The sequence below is a fragment of the Rhodococcus sp. NPDC003383 genome (genome assembly GCF_053589115.1).
Map to the genome: position 1 here is coordinate 50,023 of NZ_JBSFRG010000029.1, position 17,944 is coordinate 67,966.

Here is a 17,944-nt window from a genome sequence, read left to right on the forward strand (position 1 = left end):
GTGGTTCTGGCCTGCCTTTCGGGTGGGCGCCGATCTAGAATTCGTCGTCGTCGGTGGCGAGACCGCGACGGACCTTCTTCGCGTGACGACGCTCGGATGCGCTGACGCGGTCGACCTGGTCGAGCCGCGCGTCGGTGCCGCGTCCGGTGGGCACGATGTCGACACCGGCCTGGGTCTGCGGCTCCCATTCGAAGCTGACGTCGCCGATGGTGACGTAGCAGCCCGGTTCGGCGCCCTGCTTGACGAGTTCTTCCTCGACACCGAGCCGCGCGAGCCGGTCGGCGAGGTAGCCGACGGCCTCGTCGTTGTCGAACGCGGTCTGCCGCACCCAACGTTCCGGCCGGGTGCCGCGGACGATGAAACCGCCGGGGGTTTCCGGGTCGGCGATGACGCTGAAGCCGGATTCGTCGCGGGCCACCGGCCGGATGACCGGACGCTTCGGTGCCGCCGGCGGATGCGCGGCCCGGTACTCCTCGACCATCCGGGCCAGCGCGAACGTCAGCGGACGCAGACCTTCACGGCTGACCGCCGAGATGGTGAACACCGGCCAGCCGCGGGCCTCGAGTTCCGGGGTGACGAACTCGGCGAGTTCGGCGGCGTCGGGCACGTCGGCCTTGTTGAGGATGACGATCCGGGGCCGGTCGGCGAGATCGCCGAGGCTGCTGTCCCCCGACAGCGCCGGCTGGTAGGCGGCGAGTTCGGCTTCGAGTGCGTCGATGTCGGAGATCGGGTCGCGGCCCGGTTCGAGGGTCGCGCAGTCGACGACGTGGGCGAGCACCGCGCAGCGTTCGATGTGCCGCAGGAAGTCCAGGCCCAGGCCGCGGCCTTCGCTCGCGCCCGGGATCAGGCCCGGCACGTCGGCGACGGTGAAGGTCGTGTCGCCCGACTGCACGACACCGAGATTCGGGACCAGCGTGGTGAACGGGTAGTCGGCGATCTTCGGCTTCGCCGCGGACAGCACCGACACCAGCGACGACTTGCCCGCGGACGGGAAACCGAGCAGGCCCACGTCGGCGACGGACTTGAGTTCGAGGACGAGGTCGCGTTCTTCGCCTTCCTCACCGAGCAGCGCGAAGCCAGGGGCCTTGCGGGCCTTGGAGGCGAGCGCGGCGTTGCCGAGACCACCGCGGCCGCCCTTCGCCGCGACGAACCGGTTGCCGACGCCGATGAGGTCGGCGAGCACCTTTCCGTCGGAGTCGAGGACGACGGTGCCGTCGGGCACCTTGAGCACCAGGTCGGCGCCGTTCGCGCCGTCGCGGTTGCTGCCCGCGCCCTGCGCGCCGTTGGTGGCCTTGGCGTGCTGGTGGAAGTGGAAGTCGAGCAGCGTGTGCACGTTGCCGTCCACTTCGAGGATCACGTCGCCGCCGTTGCCCCCGTTACCGCCGTCGGGGCCGCCGAGCGGCTTGAACTTCTCGCGATGGACGGAGGCGCAACCGTTGCCGCCCTTGCCGGCGCTGACGTGCAGCACCACCCGGTCGATGAAGCGGGACATGGGTGGACCTCTCTCCGTCCGAAGAACCGATGACATTGGGCATCGGGGTGTATACGAAAATCAAGGGTGTAAACGAAAACAGTAGGGGCGGACCGGGTATGCGACCCTGGTCCGCCCCTACTGGGAGTATGTCGCGAGGGACACCCTCGCAGCGTCCGAATCGGACGGCAGATCAGGCGTCTGCCGCGACCGGAACGATGTTGACGGTCTTGCGACCGCGCTTGGTGCCGAACTCGACCGAGCCGGCAGCAAGGGCGAACAGCGTGTCGTCGCCGCCGCGTCCCACGTTCACGCCGGGGTGGAAGTGGGTGCCGCGCTGACGCACGAGGATCTCGCCGGCGTTGACGGCCTGGCCGCCGAAACGCTTGACGCCGAGTCGCTGCGCGTTCGAATCGCGACCGTTACGGGAGCTGGATGCACCCTTCTTGTGTGCCATGACGAACCCTCCTGGGGTTGAAGCTGGAAGTCTCGAGTTACTTGATGCCGGTGACCTTGACGACCGTCAGCTTCTGACGGTGGCCCTGGCGCTTGTGGTAACCGGTCTTGTTCTTGAACTTGTGGATGCGGATCTTCGGGCCCTTGGTGTGCTCGACGATCTCACCGGTGACCGAGACCTTGGCCAGCTTGTCGGCGTCGGTGGTCAGCTCGGACCCGTCGACGACGAGGACCGGAGCAAGCGAGACAGCCGTGCCGGGCTCACCCTCGATCTTCTCGACCTTGACGAGGTCGCCCTCAGCGACCTTGTACTGCTTACCGCCGGTCTTGACGATCGCGTACGTTGCCATCGGACGGCTACCCCTTGCTAGTTCGAACGTGCTCGCGCCACGGTGTGCAGCGCGACTGGTCTGTGTGGTTGCTGACTCGGAGCCCGCAAGCTTGCCCGATTTCTCGGATTTCCCGGAATCCAGGCGCAGCACGGCTCTATCGCGAGTAGCGACTGTGCAAGATTACGGGAAGGTGACTGCCAGGGTCAAACCGGCGACACCCGACTGTGTCGAACGACGCCCGGGCCGTGTCGGACCACGCCCGGCACCCCGGCAGCCGCCGTCACCGGCCCGCACACAACGGGCCGGTGACAGTTTCCTACGCCTCGGATTCCTACGCTTCGGCGTCGACCGGCGGGCCCGCGGGCCGGCCGGCGGCGCGCCGGCGCCGAGGCCGGCGTTCCACGACCACGGCCGCCGGTTCGCCGTCTCCGGCGGCGACGGCCGGAGCCGGTGCCGCCACGGGTTCCTCGACGACCGTGGGCGTCGGGATGACGAACACGGTGCCGGCGCCTTCGCTGTCGCCGGCCGGTGCAGCGGCGGCACGGGAGACCCGGCGGGCCCGGCGACGACGCGGCGCCACCGACTCCTGTGCTTCCGCTGCCTGTGTTTCAGCCGCCGGGGCTTCCGGCTCGGGTGCCGGCGCCGCGGTCTCGGTGACCTCGGCCTCCTCGGCTGTCTCCTCGGCCGGCGCGGCGGCGGTCGCCACGTCGGCGGCGGCCGCGACCGGCTCGGCGACAGCCTCGGTGGTCGTCACGGCCTCGGTCGGTGCGGCCTCGGCTGCGACCGGTTCCGGAGTGTGCTCGGCCGATTCGGCAACCTGCTCGCCGTTGGTTTCGGTCGCGTGGTGGGCGGCCATCGCCAGCGCGACGGGGTGGGCCCGGCGCGCCGCTGCCTCTTCCGGGGTCACATGGTGGTGTGCCGCGGGTTCCGCAGGCTGCTGCGGTTCCTGGCTCGCCGCGCGATCACGGCCGCGCTTGCGGCGCGATCCGCCCTCGCTCTTCGAGCGCCCGGAATCCTCGGCCGGCTTCGACTCGATCGGGTCGGAGTGGACGATGATGCCGCGACCGTGGCAGTGCTCACAGGTGGTCGAGAACGCCTCGACCAGACCGGTGCCGAGCCGCTTGCGCGTCATCTGGACCAGGCCCAGCGACGTCACCTCGGAGACCTGGTGACGGGTGCGGTCGCGTCCGAGCGCTTCGGTGAGGCGACGCAACACCAGGTCACGGTTCGATTCGAGCACCATGTCGATGAAGTCGACGACGATCATGCCGCCGATGTCGCGCAGCCGCATCTGCCGCACGATCTCCTCGGCCGCTTCGAGGTTGTTGCGGGTGACCGTTTCCTCGAGGTTGCCGCCGGCACCGGTGAACTTGCCGGTGTTGACGTCGACGACCGTCATGGCTTCGGTGCGGTCGATGACGAGCGTGCCACCGGACGGCAGCCACACCTTGCGGTCGAGCGCCTTGGCGAGCTGTTCGTCGATGCGGTGGGCGGCGAAGACGTCGACGCTTCCCGGGTTGTCGTACTGCTCCACGCGCGGCAGCAGGTCCGACGCCACGGTGCGGATGTAGTTCTCGACGGTGCGCCAGGACTTGTCGCCCTCGATGACCAGCTTGGAGAAGTCCTCGTTGAACAGATCGCGGACGACCTTGACGAGCAGGTCCGGCTCCTCGTACAGCGTCTTGGGCTGGCCGGACGCCTCGGACTTCGCCTTCTCGGCCTGCTCCTGGATGGCGGCCCACTGCGTCTGCAACCGGGTCACGTCCCGCGCGAGTTCCTCCTCGCTGACGCCCTCGGCGGCGGTGCGGATGATGACGCCGGCGTCGGCCGGGACGATCTCCCGCAGGATCTCCTTGAGACGCTTGCGTTCGGTGTCGGGCAGCTTGCGGCTGATACCGGTCGACGATCCGCCCGGCACGTACACCAGGAAGCGGCCCGCGAGGCTGATCTGCGTGGTCAGACGAGCACCCTTGTGCCCGACCGGGTCCTTGCTGACCTGCACGACAACCTGATCGCCGGGTTTGAGCGCCTGCTCGATCTTGCGGGAGTTGCCACCGAGGCCGGCGGCCTCCCAGTTGACCTCACCGGCGTACAGCACGCCGTTGCGGCCGCGGCCGATGTCGATGAACGCGGCCTCCATCGAGGGCAGCACGTTCTGCACTCGGCCCAGGTAGACGTTGCCCACCATGGATGCCGAGTTGGCGCTGGTCACGAAGTGCTCGACGAGGATGCCGTCCTCGAGCACCGCGACCTGGGTCATGCCGGCGTGCGCACCGTCGGTCCGCTCCCGCACGACCATGACGCGGTCGACGGATTCGCGGCGGGCGAGGAACTCGGACTCGGTGAGGATCGGCGGGCGGCGGCGGCCGGCCTCGCGGCCGTCGCGGCGACGCTGTCGCTTCGCTTCCAGGCGGGTCGACCCGGTGATGCCCTGGACCTCGTCCTTGACCGCACGGGACTTGCTGCGCGGTTCGCGCTCGTGGATGACGGTGGGGACGGAGTCGTCCTCGACGGTGGTGTCCGCGGCCTCGCTGCCCTTACGGCGGCGACGACGGCGGCGACGACGGGACGTGCCCTCGCCCTGCTCTTCCTCCGAGACGCCCTCTTCGGATTCGGCGGCTTCCTCCGCGGCCTCGGCGGCCGGGGTCTCGGTGACCTCGGCACCTGTCTCCGCTTCGGCCCCGCCGCGGGTTTCCCCGGTCTCGGAGACCTCGGCGGCCTCCGTCTCCTCGGCGGCCTTGGATTCCTCGGTGGTCTCTCCGCCCTCGGCGCTGTCACCGCGGCCACGACCGCGGCCACGACGCCCACGCCGGCGACGACGGGGATGTTCCTCTTCGGCCTCGGCGGTGGTCTCGGCGGGCTCTTCCTCGACAGCGGTCTCTGCGCTCTCCTCCGCCGCGACGACCGGCTCGGCCGGGGTCTCGGCACCGCGACGGGTGCGACGGCGGCGCGGGGTGCTCTCGACCGGAGCCGTCAGGTCCGGCTGCAGGAACAGCGGTGCTTCCACGATCGGCTCGACGGTCGGCGCGGGCTGCGGAACCTCGAACAGCGGGGTGTCCTGCACGGGAGCGGTGAACAGGGAACCGGGACCGGCGAGGTGCGTTTCGGTCTCGGGTTCCGGCGCAGCCTCGGCCTCGACTGCCGGCGCAGCCTCCGCCTGGGGTTCCGGCGCAGCCTTGGGCTCGGCTACCGGGGCAGCCTCGGCCTCCGCAGCGGGAGTGGTCTCGTCCGTCGCCGGGGCGGGCGCGACCAGCGCGTCGCGTATCTGCTCCGCGGCGTCACGGTGGAGCGTCGAGTGCGCACTGCGCAGCTCGTGGCCGAACTCCGCGGCCTTGGCGATGACCTCTTTGCTGGTCAGTCCGAGCAGCTTGGCGAGGGCGTGCACGCGAATCTTCGCGGGCAGCTCCGCTGCGGCTTCGGTGGAATTGTCGTTCGGCGGCACTTGATCTGCCACGTAGGTCTCCTAAGACCCCCGGGCGCGTCCATCACCGTCGGCGATGTGACGCGGCCACGCGGGGGCGCAGTCTGTGTGCTCGCGCCCTCTGGCGCGAGGTCTCCGGTCTCGCATCGCGCGGTCGTCCGGTGCCCGTTTTCACTGCACGGCCGAGCGGTGCCTGGCTTGATCGCGAATCGAGCGCCGGAACATCCAGCATGCCGCCGAGCGAGGTGTCTCCTGCGTTTCTCGGCCACAGCGATGTCGGGCATCGTTCCGTGATGTCGTCGGTCGCTCCGCACTCGTTCGTATGGAGCAACCTTCCCCAGTATCCCACACAGGAATGCCCGGATACGCCAACGGCGCCCCGAAGGGCGCCGTCGACTGTTGTCCGCTTCGGCGAACGACTAGGCGTTCGCGAGCTCCGGGAACCAGAGTGCGATCTCACGCTCGGCCGATTCGACCGAATCGGAGCCGTGCACGAGGTTCTCCCCGGCGTCGAGGCCCAGGTCACCGCGGATCGAACCGGGAACGGCCTTCTCGACCGGGTCGGTGCCGCCGGCGAGCTGCCGGAACGCCGCGATCGCGCGGGGGCCTTCGAGCACCGCCGCAACCAGCGGGCCACCGGTGATGAACTCGATCAGACCCGGGTAGAAGGGCTTGCCCTCGTGTTCGGCGTAGTGGGCCGCGGCGACCTCCTCGGTCGCGGTACGCAGCTCGAGCGCCACGATGTTGAGGCCCTTGCGCTCGATGCGCGAGAGGATTTCTCCGACATGACGGCGTGCGACGCCGTCGGGCTTGATCAGTACCAGAGTCCGTTCAGTCACGCCGAACAGCGTAGAGGTTCACTCGCGCTGGCCTGGGAGCAGACCCCGCGCCTCCCGCTCCTTGATGTCTTTGCGCAGGTAGAGCAGGTACGCCCAGACCACCGAGAACAGCACGCCCACGGCGCCGAGCGCCGGGTCGACGAAGAAGCCGAGGAGGGTCAGCACCTGCAGGCCCAGGTTGAACGGGATCGCCCACGAGCGGCCCTGCACCCCTGCGCCGAGGAACATCAGAACCGCCAGCACGATGATGTAGGTGCCGGAGAACGCGTCCAGACCCCCGCCGACGGCGGCGACGACCGGCAGCACGAGCAGCACGACGATCGCCTCGAGCACCAGTGTCCCGGCCATGACGCCGCGGAAACCCTTCCACGGGTCCTTCGCCGGAGGCCGGATCTCGGGATCCTTCCCGGCCGGGTTTTCGTTGCTCACGCGGGGTCCTTTCCGAACAGACTGCGGGCGGCACCGGCAGTGACGACGGAGCCGGTCACCACGACGCCCGCTCCCGATACTGCCTCACCGGGCTCGGCGACCTCCTCGGCGATCGCGATCGCCGTTTCGATCGCGTCGGGCAGTGTCGCAGCCGTCACCACCCGCTCGTCACCGAACAGGGCGACGGCGAGGTCGGCCAGGTCGTCGACGTCCATGGCACGCGGCGAACCGTTGTGGGTGACCACGATCTCGTCGAACACAGGCTCGAGGGCCTCGAGCAGACCGCGGACGTCCTTGTCGGCCATCACCGAGACCACGCCGACCAGCTTGCGGAAGTCGAACTCGGCGGCCAGCGCGGCCGCGAGCGCCTTCGCGCCGTGCGGGTTGTGGGCGGCGTCGAGGAACACCGTCGGCGCACTGCGGACGCGCTCGAGCCGGCCGGGGTTCACCACCGAGGCGAACGCCTCGCGCACCGCGTCGGCGTCGAGCTGCCGGTCCGGTCCGGCCCCGAAGAACGCCTCGACCGCGGCGAGCGCCAGCGACGCGTTGAACGCCTGGTGCTCGCCGTGCAGCGGCAGGAAGATGTCGCTGTACACGCCGCCGAGACCCTGCAGCTCGAGCTGCTGGCCGCCGACGGCGATCTGCCGCTGCAGCACGGCGAACTCCGAACCCTGCCGCGCGACGGCGGCGTCGGCCTCGACCGCCTGACGCAGCAGCACCTCCATCACCTCGGGTTCCTGCTGCGCGATGATCGCGACCGTTTCCCGCGACACCAGGTCGTCGGGGCGGGCCCGCTTGATGATCCCGGCCTTCTCCCCCGCGATCTCCGTGAGGGTCTCGCCGAGGTAACCGGTGTGGTCGATGCCGACCGGCGTGATCACCGCGACCTGGCTCTCGACGACGTTGGTGGCGTCCCACCGGCCGCCCAGGCCGACCTCGACGACCGCGACGTCCACGGGAGCGTCGGCGAACGCGGCGAACGCCATCGCGGTGGTGACCTCGAACTTGCTCATCCGGGGACCGCCCGCGGCCTCGGACTGCTGGTCGATCATCCGCACGTACGGCTCGATGTCGCGGTAGGTGTCGACGTAGGTGCGCGGCGAGACGGGCACCCCGTCGATACTGATCCGCTCGGTCGCGAGCTGCAGGTGCGGGCTGGTCGTGCGGCCGGTACGCCGGTGCAGGCGGGTCAGCAGGGCGTCGATCATCCGGGTCACCGACGTCTTGCCGTTGGTGCCGGCGACGTGGATGACCGGATAGTTGTGCTGCGGGGATCCGAGCAGGTCCATGAGCGCCGCGATCCGGGTCAGCGACGGCTCGATCTTCGTCTCGGGCCAGCGCTGGTCGAGTTCGGCCTCGACCAGCGCCAGTTCCGCGAGATCCACCGGGGACGGTTCCCCGGGTCGTTCGGTGCTCACGCCTGACCCAGCTCCGCCAGTCGCGCGGTGAAACGGGCGATCTCCTCTTCGGCGATCTGCTTGCGCGCGGTGATCTTTTCGACGACCTGCGCCGGGGCCTTCGCCAGGAACGCCTCGTTGCCGAGTTTCGCGGACGTGCCGGCCAGTTCCTTCTCGGCGACCGCGAGATCCTTGCGCAGGCGCGCGATCTCGGCGGCGACGTCGATGGTGCCGGAGGTGTCCAGCTCGACCGTCACGGTCGCGCGGGACAGGCGCACCTCGACGGACGCGGTCGCGGCGAAACCGTCCTCGGGCTCGGTGAGGCGCGCCAGCGAGCGCACCGCCGGGACCTGCGAGGCGAGGTCGGCGGCGTCGATCTCGTTCAGGCGCGCAGCGACCTTCTGCGACGGCTTGAGTCCCTGGTCGCTGCGGAAGCGGCGCACCTCGGTGACGAGCTTCTGCATGTCCTCGATCCGGCGGGCCGCGTCGGCGTCGGTGGCCACCCCGGTCGTGGTCGGCCAGGACGCGATGACCAGCGACTCACCACCGGTGAGCACCTTCCACAGGGTTTCGGTGACGAACGGGATCACCGGGTGCAGCAGGCGCAGCAGCGAATCCAGCACGGCACCGAGCACGGCCCGGGTGTGTGCGGGACGGTCGCCGACGACGGCGGTGCCGTCAATCGAGGAACTGTCGGCGAGCTGCACCTTGGCGAGCTCGAGGTACCAGTCGCAGACCTCGTCCCACGCGAAGTGGTACAGCGTCTCGCAGGCCTTGGAGAACTCGAACTTCTCGAAGGCCTCGTCGACATCGGCGCGGACCTGCTCGAGCCGGTCGAGGATCCAGCGGTCGGCGTCGGTGAGCTCGCCGCGCGCGGGCAGCTCGGTCACGACGGCGCCGTTCATCAGCGCGAACTTGGTCGCGTTGAACAGCTTGTTGGCGAAGTTGCGCGAGGACTGGGCATGGTCCTCACCGACGGCGAGGTCGCTGCCCGGGTTCGCGCCGCGCGCGAGCGTGAAGCGCAGTGCGTCGGCACCGAAGCGCTCGACCCAGTCGAGCGGGTCGATGCCGTTGCCACGCGACTTCGACATCTTCTTGCCGTACTGGTCGCGGACCAGGCCGTGCAGGAACAGATCCTTGAACGGAACCTTCCCGTCGCCCAGCGCGCCGTCCCCCGCGACGTAGGTGCCGAACATCATCATCCGGGCGACCCAGAAGAACAGGATGTCGTAGCCGGTGACGAGAACACTGGTGGGATAGAACTTTTCGAGCTCGGGGGTCTTCTCCGGCCAGCCCATCGTGGAGAACGGCCACAGGCCCGAGGAGAACCAGGTGTCGAGGACGTCGGGGTCCTGCTCCCAGCCTTCGGGTGCGGTCTCGTCGGGGCCGAAGCATTCGATCTCGCCGTTCGGGCCGTACCAGATCGGGATGCGGTGACCCCACCACAGCTGACGGGAGATGCACCAGTCGTGCATGTGGTCGACCCACGCGAACCACCGCGGTTCCTGGCTGGCGGGGTGAATCACCATGTCGCCGTTGCGAACTGCGTCGCCGGCGGCCTTGGCGAGCGACTCGACCTTGACCCACCACTGCATCGACAGACGCGGCTCGATGGTCTCCCCGGAGCGTTCGGAGTGGCCGACGCTGTGCAGGTAGGGGCGCTTCTCGGCGACGACGCGGCCCTGCGCGGCGAGTTCCTCGCGGATCGCGACGCGCGCCTCGAAACGGTCCATGCCGTCGAAACGCGTTCCGGTGTCGGCGATCTTGCCGGCCTTGTCCATGATGGTGGGCATCGGCAGGTTGTGCCGCAGACCCATCTCGAAGTCGTTGGGGTCGTGCGCCGGGGTGATCTTCACGGCGCCGGTTCCGAACGTGGGGTCGACGTAATCGTCGGCGATGACCGGGATCTGCCGTTCGGTGATCGGGTGGTGGATCGTGGTGCCGACGAGGTGCTTGTAGCGCTCGTCGTCGGGGTGCACCGCGACGGCGGTGTCGCCGAGCATCGTCTCGACACGGGTGGTCGCGACGACCACGTGCGGTTCGTCGTCGTTCAGGGAGCCGTAGCGCAGGGAGACGAGCTCACCCTCGACCTCCTCGAACTTGACCTCGATGTCCGAGATGGCGGTCTGCAGCACCGGCGACCAGTTCACCAGGCGCTCGGCACGGTAGATGAGCCCGTCGTCGTACATGCGCTTGAAGATGGTCTGCACAGCGCGGGACAGGCCCTCGTCCATGGTGAAGCGGTCGCGGGACCAGTCGACGCCGTCGCCGATGCGGCGCATCTGGCCCTGGATGGTGCCGCCGGACTCGCGCTTCCAGTCCCACACCTTCTCGACGAACTGCTCGCGGCCGAAGTCTTCCTTCGTCTTCCCGTCCGCGGCGAGCTGCTTCTCGACGACGGTCTGGGTGGCGATGCCGGCGTGGTCCATGCCGGGCAGCCACAACGTCTCGAAGCCCTGCATGCGCTTGCGGCGTGTGAGCGCGTCCATCAGGGTGTGGTCGAGGGCGTGGCCCATATGCAGGCTGCCGGTGACGTTCGGCGGCGGCAGCACGATGGAGTAGCCGGGCTTCTCGCTCGTCGGATCGGCCTGGAAGTACCCGGCATCTACCCAGCCCTGGTACAGCTCGGCCTCGACAGCGCTGGGGTCCCAGCTCTTGGGGAGGGCGTCGGCGGGATTCTGCGGGTTCTCTGGCGCACTGGTCACCAGGCAATCCTAAGCGCCGCGCACAAATCGCCTGGACATGCCCCGTCGCCCGGACGGCCCGCGCCCGGTCGCGATCACTGCGCCCAGGGCGGGGTGAGTTGCGTGCCGTCGTTCAGGGTCGCGGTCAGCCCCGGGGTGGTCGTGACCCAGACGGTGGTTTCCCGTGGTCCGCCGTCGACGATCATCTCGGCACCGGCGCGCACCAGTGCGACGTTCCCCTGTTCGACGCGGTTGCGGGAGCCGTCGATGGTGACGTGCAGCGTTCCGTCAAGGACGAGGAGCACCTCGTCGCGGCTCGGGCGGTGGGCGACGCCGCGCGTTCCCGCCGGCACCGTCAGCTTCCACGCGCACAGCTGTGTGCTGTTCCGGGACGCCACGTAGGACGCGAACGTGCTGCCGTGCGCGTCGAACCGGACGGCGTCCGCAGCTCCGAGGACCGACATCTTCTCCCCCTCATATAGTCAAGTTACTTGTCTATATGGTCAAGCTTCTTGACCTTTCTGTCAAGATGAGTCCATGACCGACTTCCCGGATCTCCCGGTACTCGTCCTGCGGGCCGCGAGCCAACTGGTCGACGCCATCCAGGAGGGCGTCGCCGCACGCGGGTTCACCGACGTCCGGCCGTCGCACGGATTCGCCTTCGCCCGGATCAGCTCCGGCGACGCCACCGCGTCCGACCTCGCCGAGCACCTCGGCGTCACGAAGCAGGCCGCCGGACAGCTCGTCGACCAGCTCGTCGACCGCGGCTACGTCACGCGGGAAGCGGACCCCACCGATGCGCGAGCACGGCTGCTGCGTCTGACCGACCGAGGGTGGGCCTGCACGCGTGCGGCGGACGACGCGGCGCGCGAGGCGGTCGAGCAGTGGCGGGACCGGCTCGATCCCGCGACCTACGCGGCGCTCGGCACCGCACTGCGGACCGTGGTCACGCCGGGACGACTGCGTCCCGCGTGGTGACCGCGCCGCGTGTGAATCCGCCCCCGATCGGGTACTCCGTGAGCCCGCAACCGGTCGACACGAACGGGAGACCACGATGATGCGAGCACTGATGCTGGCGGCGGGCGCGGCCGCAGCCGGATACGTCCTCGGCTCGAAGTCGGGCAGAGGCACCTACGACAAGCTGGTGGGTCAGTCCGCGGACCTGTGGCACAAACCCGCGGTCCAGGACAAGGTGCACGAGGCGTCCAAGGTCGTCAAGGACACCGTCCCCCAGGTGTCGAAGGTCGTGAAGGACACCGTGCCCCACGTCCAGGAGACGGTCGGCTCACTGGCGAAGAAGGCCGGCCACAAGCACTGATCGCTCGACCCCGCCGAGCCGGTCGATCTCAGCCCAGCAGTTCCGGCAGGTCGATCGGCCGGCCCAGCACGTGCTCGGACAGGAACGCCTCGACCGTCCGGTACCAGATCGCGGTGTGCTGCGGGCTGAGCACCCAGTGGTTCTCACTCGGGAAGTAGAGGAAGCGATGCACGGTCGTGCCGTCGTCGTCGGCGGGCAGGCCGGATTCGGACAGCAGTTCGTACCACAGACGCAGGGCCTCCCCGATGGGAACGCGATAGTCCTTGTCGCCGTGGATCACCAGCATCGGGGTGACGATGCTGTCGACGTACAGGTGCGGTGAGTTCTCCACCGCCATCTCGGGGGTCATCTCGCGCTGCCAGTACCAGGCGGCGTCGGTCGTGGGCGCGAACTGGTCGAGCGCCCACAGACTCGCGTGGGTGACGATCGCGCGGAACCGGTCGGTGTGCCCGGCGATCCAGTTCGCCATGTAGCCGCCGAACGATCCGCCCATCGCGCCGGTGCGTTCGGAGTCGATCTCGGGCAACGCCTCGGCGGCGTCGGTGATCGTCATGAGATCGGTGAACGGTTCCTTGCCCCAGCGACCCCAGCCGCGCTGCACGAAGGCGCGACCGTATCCGGTGGACAGTGCGGGGTCGGGCAGCGCCACCGCGTAGCCGCGGGCCACGAGCAGCCACGGGTTCCACCGCCACGACCAGGTGTTCCACGAGTTCAGCGGGCCGCCGTGCACCCACAGCAGCAGCGGCGCCGGCGTAGCGGCCGCCGCCCCGGCGGGCAGCGCCAGCCAGGCGCGCACCGGCGTGCCGTCGGCGGCGGTGGCGTGCACCTCGGTGAGCCGTCCGGGAAGCTCCGGCAACTCGCTCGGCGCCCGCAACGGCACGACGGTGCCGCGGTCGTCGCCGGTCAGGGCGATCCGCACGGGATGCGGGGGTGCCTCGTAGGACGCGCGCAGCGCATACGCGAACCGGCCGTCCGGCGCGACCTTCACGTCGGTGTAGGCGGCGTCGTCGGTGGTGAGCCGGACGGGCACGTCGGTGCCGAGCGTGAACGCGAAAATCGGTGCGCGGCCGTGGTCGTCGGCGGTGAGCAGCAGACCCGAGCCGTCCGGCAGCCACGCCGACGATGTGGGCCAGCGGTCCCAGCCGACGGTCGTGTCCACCGTCTCCTTGGTGGCAATGTCGCACACCCGCAACGTGATCCGCGGCGGATCCTCGGGAGTGGTGACGGTCTGGTGCAGGTACGCCAGGCGGGTGCCGTCCGGGGAGATCCGGGGCGCGGTGGACTCGGCGTCCTCGTCGTCGACGATCGAGGTGCGCAGGCCGGTTTCGAGATCGACGCGCACGAGCGTGCTGCGGCGCGATGCGAGCGGGCCGGGTACCGACCATGTGGTGACGGCGAAGCTGCCGTCGGCGGCGATGTCGAGGTCGGCGTTGCGCAGCGAGCCACGGATGCCGGGCGTCAGGTCGGCGAGGGTCTTCTCGGTGCCGACCGAGAGCAGGTGCGGGCGGTCCGGGCCGAGGTCGGCGTCCCAGTAGCGGACGGGATAGCCGGTGTGCAGGACGGCGGAGACCTTGGCGTCCTTGCGGGCCGAACGGATGCGCTCGTCGTCACTGTCGGAGTGGCCCAGCACGTTCGCGGTCACGACGATGCGATCGGCGCGGGTTGCCGTGCGCACCGCGGAGATTCCGCCCGCGCGCTGCGCGATCTGCTCCGCTTCTCCCCCGCCGGCGGGCAGCCGCCACAGCGACGCCGGATCGTCGTCGCCACCGCGCGCGGCGGTGAACAGCAGGTCGCCCGACGCGGTGAAGACCGGGTTCGATTCGCCCTTCGCACCGTGGGTGAGCCTGCGCGCCGGGTTCTGCCCCTGAGGATCGAGTTCCCACAGCGCGCCGACATAGGCGGTGGACTTCTCGTCGAGTGTGGACTGTGCGATCACCACGCGCGTGCCGTCCGGGGACAACGCGAGAGTTGTGACGCGGGGAAGGGCGAGGTAGTCGTCGAGGTCGTCGAACGCCGTCATGGCGCACACAGTAGTGCCGCGACCGTGCAGTTCCGGGACTCTGCGGGGCGGGTGTGCGGAAAGTGGCGTGGCGGCCGGTTGTAATCTGGTTGCCGATCATCCCCACCTCGAACGGAGAACACCGCTGTGGTCGACCTCGCCTTCGTCATCGCCGGTTCGGAAGCGACCGGTGGCGCCGGCCTGCAGGCGGACCTGAAGACCTTCCAGCAGCTGGGCGTGTACGGCCTGGGCACCACGACGTGCATCGTCTCGTTCGACCCGGAGAACAACTGGGGACACCGGTTCGTGCCGATCGATCCGCAGGTCATCGCCGACCAGATCCAGGCCGCGACCGCCGCGCACAACCTCGACGTCGTGAAGATCGGCATGCTCGGCACGCCCGCGACGATCGACGTGGTCGCCGAGGCGCTGGGCCGGCAGTCCTGGCGGCACGTGGTGCTCGACCCGGTCCTGATCTGCAAGGGTCAGGAACCCGGCGCCGCCCTCGACACCGACAACGCGCTGCGCACCCAGGTGCTCCCCTACGCGACGGTGGTGACGCCGAACCTGTTCGAGGCCCGGACCCTGTCCGGCATGGACAGCATCGCGTCCGTCGACGACCTGATCGAGGCCGCGCGGCGTATCCACGACCTCGGCCCGCAGTACGTCATCGCCAAGGGCGGTGTCGAGCTCGACGGCGACGACGCGGTCGACGTGCTGTTCGACGGCACCGACGTCACGCTGCTCACGGCACCGAAGATCGGCAACGAGCGCGTCTCCGGCGCCGGCTGCACCCTAGCCGCGGCGATCACCGCCGAACTCGCGAAGGGCACCGACGTCGCCCAGGCCGTCCAGATCGCGAAGGATCTCGTCACCCGCGGCATCAAAGGCCGGGTGTCGGCGAACACCCCGTTCGACACCGTGTGGCAGGGCGCGTAGCCCCATCCCCTCCAGGGGCAGCTGATCAGGCGAGGAAGAAGTTGCGGACGAGTCCTCGCTCGATCGCGCGTCCCCGCCGCAGGTTCCCGCCGCAGTACTCGACCGGTGGATCTAACCGGCGATGATGGAAAGTGGAACAGTGACAACGACTTCAGCGCTTGGCCAGTCCGAGTGGAACGGTAGCGACTGGTACGTCAATGTCGGCGAGGCGAACGCCTCACGCAATTGGGACGATGCCCGCAAGTACGGTTTCGTATCCGCGGGCGGACGCAGGTGGTACTCGGACAGCCTCCGCAAGATTCCGGTCGGCCACCGCATCTTCGCCTACATTCCCACGGTCGGCTACGTGGGTATCGGCACTGTCGCGGGTGAAGCCGCCCCCGCCGACCAGGCCTCGCTGACCGTCGACGGTGAGCAGGTGAGCTTCCGAGACCTCGATCTCAACGCCCCGTACGGGAAGGAAGTCTCCGACCCAGATCCCGACGAGGACTACCGCGAGTGGATCCTGCCGGTCGTCTGGGAGCGGGCCGTCGACCGCGAACGGGCCTTGCGGATCCCCGGCTTGTTCGCGAATCAGAACTCTGCCTGCAAGCTCCGCGACCAGTTCACGATCGACCAGGTGACAGCCTTCATCGACAGCCTCGGCAAATAGCCGTCGAACCACCCGCTCCGCGGACGACATCCGCTCGGCCGCCAGTCATTCTTCCCCGCAATCGTCACTGCGGATGACTGGCAGCCGAGCGGATTTTGTCGTTCATGCCCTCGATTCCCCCTTGCACACAACACCATCTCAGAATACGATTCTGCCCTAACGGAAGGGGGTTCTCATTTCTGAGACTGACAATCTTCCCGCGTCGGCCACAACCCGGCACCCAGCCTCGACCCATTCCGCCCCAGATCCCCGAAGACCGATCGACACGAGGACGAATTCCGCGTCCACGCCCAGCCGGGACGGCGTCGCCGAATCACCATCTACTCGTTGAACATGTTGCAAGAGAAGAGAACTCGAAGGACACGGAGGACAGCAGTGAAAGTCGAAGTGGATCCGAAACGCTGCCAGGGCCACACACTGTGCGCCATGGCCGCCCCGACGCTGTTCGAACTGAGCGACATCGACGGCCACGCAACAGCTGTCGGCGCCGACATTCCGGCTCATCTCACCGACTCGGCGCGGGAAGCCGTCCGCAGTTGTCCCGAACAGGCGATCTCCGTCCTGTGACCCGCTGGGCCCCAACACCACCCACTACCGGACGTAAGAGAGGGCAATCCCGTGAGCGCTGACGAGGCCGTCATCGATACCGGTCACCGAACACCGGTTTTCCAGTTCGACAGGCACGCACCGGACTACCGCCACAACTTCTCGGAGATCACCGAGGAGATGCACTCCAAGTGCCCCGTGGCCTGGTCCGACACACACGGTGGCCACTGGGTCGCCGCAGGTAGCGAGGCGGTGTTCGCCCTCGCGCGCTCGGCCTCCATCTCGAACGATCACGACGTCAAGGGGGTTCGCCGCGGATACAAGGGCATCATGATCCCGACCGCCGTCAGGGCATCGGGAGTCCGCGGCGGAATCCTGGAGATGGACGACCCCGAACATCGCGAGTTCCGGGCCGTGCTCAATCCGTACCTGTCCCCCGCGGCCGTCGAGAAGTGGGTTCCGCTCATCGACGAGGTGATCCGCGCGTGCCTCGACGAGAAGATCGAAACGGGCAGGATCGATTTCATCGACGACCTCGTCAATATCGTCCCGGCGGTGATCACGCTGGCCATGCTCGGCATCCCCGTCGCCAAATGGAAGGTGTACTGCGAACCCGTCCACGCCGCGATGTACACACCCCCGGACTCACCCGACGTCCATCGAGTGGCCGAGCTACACCGCGTCATGGGTTTGGATCTCCTCTCCAGCCTCCACGAGATCCGTGAGAACCCCCGCCCCGGCATGGTGGACGCGATCGCGAGGGCCACGATCGACGGCGAGAAGCCCGACGACCTCGAACTGCTCGGCGTTCTCAGCCTCCTTATCGGTGGTGGCTTCGACACGACGACCGCTCTGACCTCGCATGCGCTCGAATGGCTCTCCCAGAATCCCGACCAGCGCGAAATCCTCAGCGCCGAACGAGACACCCTCCTCGATTCGGCCACCGAGGAGTTCCTGCGCTTCTTCTGCCCGTCGGCCGGGGACGGACGCACGTTCTCCGCAGACGTCGAGCTCGACGGTGTGCAGTTCAAGGAGGGCGAACGTGTCTGGCTTTCCTGGGCGATGGCGAACCGGGATCCGGCACTGTTCACGGACCCCGAGGAAATCGACCTGGAGCGTAAGGGCAACCGGCACTTCAGTTTCGGACTCGGCGTCCATCGCTGCATCGGGTCCAACCTGGCGCGCACGATGTTCAAGCGGATGCTGATCGCGGTGCTCGACCGCACGCCGGACTTCGAGTGCGACCCCGAAGGCACGATCCACTACGACTCCATCGGTGTCATCCAGGGCATGCGCCGGCTTCCGGCCAACTTCACACCCGGTCCCCGGCTCGGCGCCGGACTCGACGAGACCCTCGCTGCGATCCAGAAAACGGTCGACGAACAGGGTCTCGCTGCGCCGGTGACCGCACGCGGATGAGCGCCGACGCCCCATGGACGGCGTCACTCCCCGACCTGATCA

16 protein-coding genes are annotated in these 17,944 nt (G+C 68.8%); 6 read left to right on the top strand and 10 right to left on the bottom strand.

Annotated features, from left to right (window positions below; genetic code table 11):
- Positions 1–34: 34 nt before the first annotated feature.
- The 9 genes from obgE to ACWDTS_RS22160 form a co-directional block, all read right to left on the bottom strand.
- Entirely contained in the window at positions 35–1,492 is a 1,458-nt protein-coding gene (gene obgE / locus ACWDTS_RS22120) for a GTPase ObgE (protein ID WP_248673544.1), read from the bottom strand.
- 172 nt (positions 1,493–1,664) lie between these two features.
- Complete coding sequence (gene rpmA, locus ACWDTS_RS22125; protein WP_197250142.1) at positions 1,665–1,928, bottom strand: 50S ribosomal protein L27; 264 nt, start codon at positions 1,926–1,928, stop codon at positions 1,665–1,667.
- 37 nt (positions 1,929–1,965) lie between these two features.
- A complete protein-coding gene (gene rplU / locus ACWDTS_RS22130; RefSeq protein WP_197250141.1) occupies positions 1,966–2,277 on the bottom strand; it encodes a 50S ribosomal protein L21 in 312 nt (103 codons plus the stop codon).
- A 313-nt stretch (positions 2,278–2,590) separates the two neighbouring features.
- Positions 2,591–5,713 carry a translation initiation factor IF-2 N-terminal domain-containing protein gene (locus ACWDTS_RS22135; RefSeq protein WP_450119038.1) on the bottom strand — a complete coding sequence of 1,041 codons (3,123 nt, stop codon included), beginning with the start codon at positions 5,711–5,713 and terminating at the stop codon, positions 2,591–2,593.
- A 386-nt stretch (positions 5,714–6,099) separates the two neighbouring features.
- Positions 6,100–6,519, bottom strand: coding sequence for a nucleoside-diphosphate kinase (gene ndk / locus ACWDTS_RS22140; RefSeq protein ID WP_420753510.1), 420 nt, complete (start codon positions 6,517–6,519; stop codon positions 6,100–6,102).
- An 18-nt stretch (positions 6,520–6,537) separates the two neighbouring features.
- Entirely contained in the window at positions 6,538–6,948 is a 411-nt protein-coding gene (locus ACWDTS_RS22145; RefSeq protein WP_450109494.1) for a DUF4233 domain-containing protein, read from the bottom strand.
- Positions 6,945–8,366: a bifunctional tetrahydrofolate synthase/dihydrofolate synthase gene (gene folC, locus ACWDTS_RS22150; RefSeq protein WP_450109493.1), complete on the bottom strand. Its 1,422-nt coding sequence runs from the start codon at positions 8,364–8,366 to the stop codon at positions 6,945–6,947. The genes ACWDTS_RS22145 and folC overlap by 4 nt, the downstream gene beginning before the upstream one ends.
- Complete coding sequence (locus ACWDTS_RS22155) at positions 8,363–11,053, bottom strand: valine--tRNA ligase (RefSeq protein ID WP_248673563.1); 2,691 nt, start codon at positions 11,051–11,053, stop codon at positions 8,363–8,365. Before ACWDTS_RS22155 ends, folC begins: the two co-directional genes overlap by 4 nt.
- A gap of 71 nt (positions 11,054–11,124) precedes the next feature.
- Positions 11,125–11,493 (bottom strand): cupin domain-containing protein, encoded by a 369-nt coding sequence (locus ACWDTS_RS22160; RefSeq protein ID WP_248673546.1) that lies wholly within the window; start codon positions 11,491–11,493, stop codon positions 11,125–11,127.
- 73 nt (positions 11,494–11,566) lie between these two features.
- On the opposite strand from ACWDTS_RS22160, the gene ACWDTS_RS22165 reads away from it, so the two are divergent.
- Together ACWDTS_RS22165 and ACWDTS_RS22170 are read left to right on the top strand one after the other, a co-directional pair.
- Positions 11,567–12,007, top strand: a complete 441-nt coding sequence (locus ACWDTS_RS22165; RefSeq protein WP_248673547.1) for a MarR family winged helix-turn-helix transcriptional regulator — start codon at positions 11,567–11,569, stop codon at positions 12,005–12,007.
- Between the two features lie 76 nt (positions 12,008–12,083).
- Positions 12,084–12,347 (top strand): hypothetical protein, encoded by a 264-nt coding sequence (locus tag ACWDTS_RS22170; RefSeq protein WP_450119039.1) that lies wholly within the window; start codon positions 12,084–12,086, stop codon positions 12,345–12,347.
- Positions 12,348–12,375: 28 nt separating this feature from the next.
- On the opposite strand, the gene ACWDTS_RS22175 is transcribed toward ACWDTS_RS22170, so the two are convergent.
- A complete protein-coding gene (locus tag ACWDTS_RS22175) occupies positions 12,376–14,367 on the bottom strand; it encodes an alpha/beta fold hydrolase (protein ID WP_450119040.1) in 1,992 nt (663 codons plus the stop codon).
- Positions 14,368–14,493: 126 nt separating this feature from the next.
- Between ACWDTS_RS22175 and thiD the strand changes: the two genes are divergently transcribed.
- The 4 genes from thiD to ACWDTS_RS22195 all read left to right on the top strand — a co-directional run bounded on the left by thiD (position 14,494) and on the right by ACWDTS_RS22195 (position 17,902).
- Positions 14,494–15,285 carry a bifunctional hydroxymethylpyrimidine kinase/phosphomethylpyrimidine kinase gene (gene thiD, locus ACWDTS_RS22180; RefSeq protein WP_248673549.1) on the top strand — a complete coding sequence of 264 codons (792 nt, stop codon included), beginning with the start codon at positions 14,494–14,496 and terminating at the stop codon, positions 15,283–15,285.
- A gap of 139 nt (positions 15,286–15,424) precedes the next feature.
- On the top strand, positions 15,425–15,937 hold the full coding sequence (locus ACWDTS_RS22185) for a hypothetical protein (protein ID WP_450119041.1): 513 nt from the start codon (positions 15,425–15,427) through the stop codon (positions 15,935–15,937).
- 375 nt (positions 15,938–16,312) lie between these two features.
- Positions 16,313–16,504 (top strand): ferredoxin, encoded by a 192-nt coding sequence (locus ACWDTS_RS22190; RefSeq protein ID WP_450119042.1) that lies wholly within the window; start codon positions 16,313–16,315, stop codon positions 16,502–16,504.
- Between the two features lie 51 nt (positions 16,505–16,555).
- Positions 16,556–17,902: a cytochrome P450 gene (locus ACWDTS_RS22195; protein WP_450119043.1), complete on the top strand. Its 1,347-nt coding sequence runs from the start codon at positions 16,556–16,558 to the stop codon at positions 17,900–17,902.
- The last annotated feature ends 42 nt before the right edge of the window (positions 17,903–17,944 follow it).

Excerpts from the sequence above, each read along its gene's own strand:
- rpmA (WP_197250142.1), bottom strand. The coding sequence starts at position 1,928 with ATGGCACACAAGAAGGGTGCATCCAGCTCCCGTAACGGTCGCGATTCG.
- ACWDTS_RS22165 (WP_248673547.1), top strand. The coding sequence starts at position 11,567 with ATGACCGACTTCCCGGATCTCCCGGTACTCGTCCTGCGGGCCGCGAGC.
- ACWDTS_RS22175 (WP_450119040.1), bottom strand. The coding sequence starts at position 14,367 with ATGACGGCGTTCGACGACCTCGACGACTACCTCGCCCTTCCCCGCGTC.
- ACWDTS_RS22160 (WP_248673546.1), bottom strand. The coding sequence starts at position 11,493 with ATGTCGGTCCTCGGAGCTGCGGACGCCGTCCGGTTCGACGCGCACGGC.
- rplU (WP_197250141.1), bottom strand. The coding sequence starts at position 2,277 with ATGGCAACGTACGCGATCGTCAAGACCGGCGGTAAGCAGTACAAGGTC.
- obgE (WP_248673544.1), bottom strand. The coding sequence starts at position 1,492 with ATGTCCCGCTTCATCGACCGGGTGGTGCTGCACGTCAGCGCCGGCAAG.
- ACWDTS_RS22170 (WP_450119039.1), top strand. The coding sequence starts at position 12,084 with ATGATGCGAGCACTGATGCTGGCGGCGGGCGCGGCCGCAGCCGGATAC.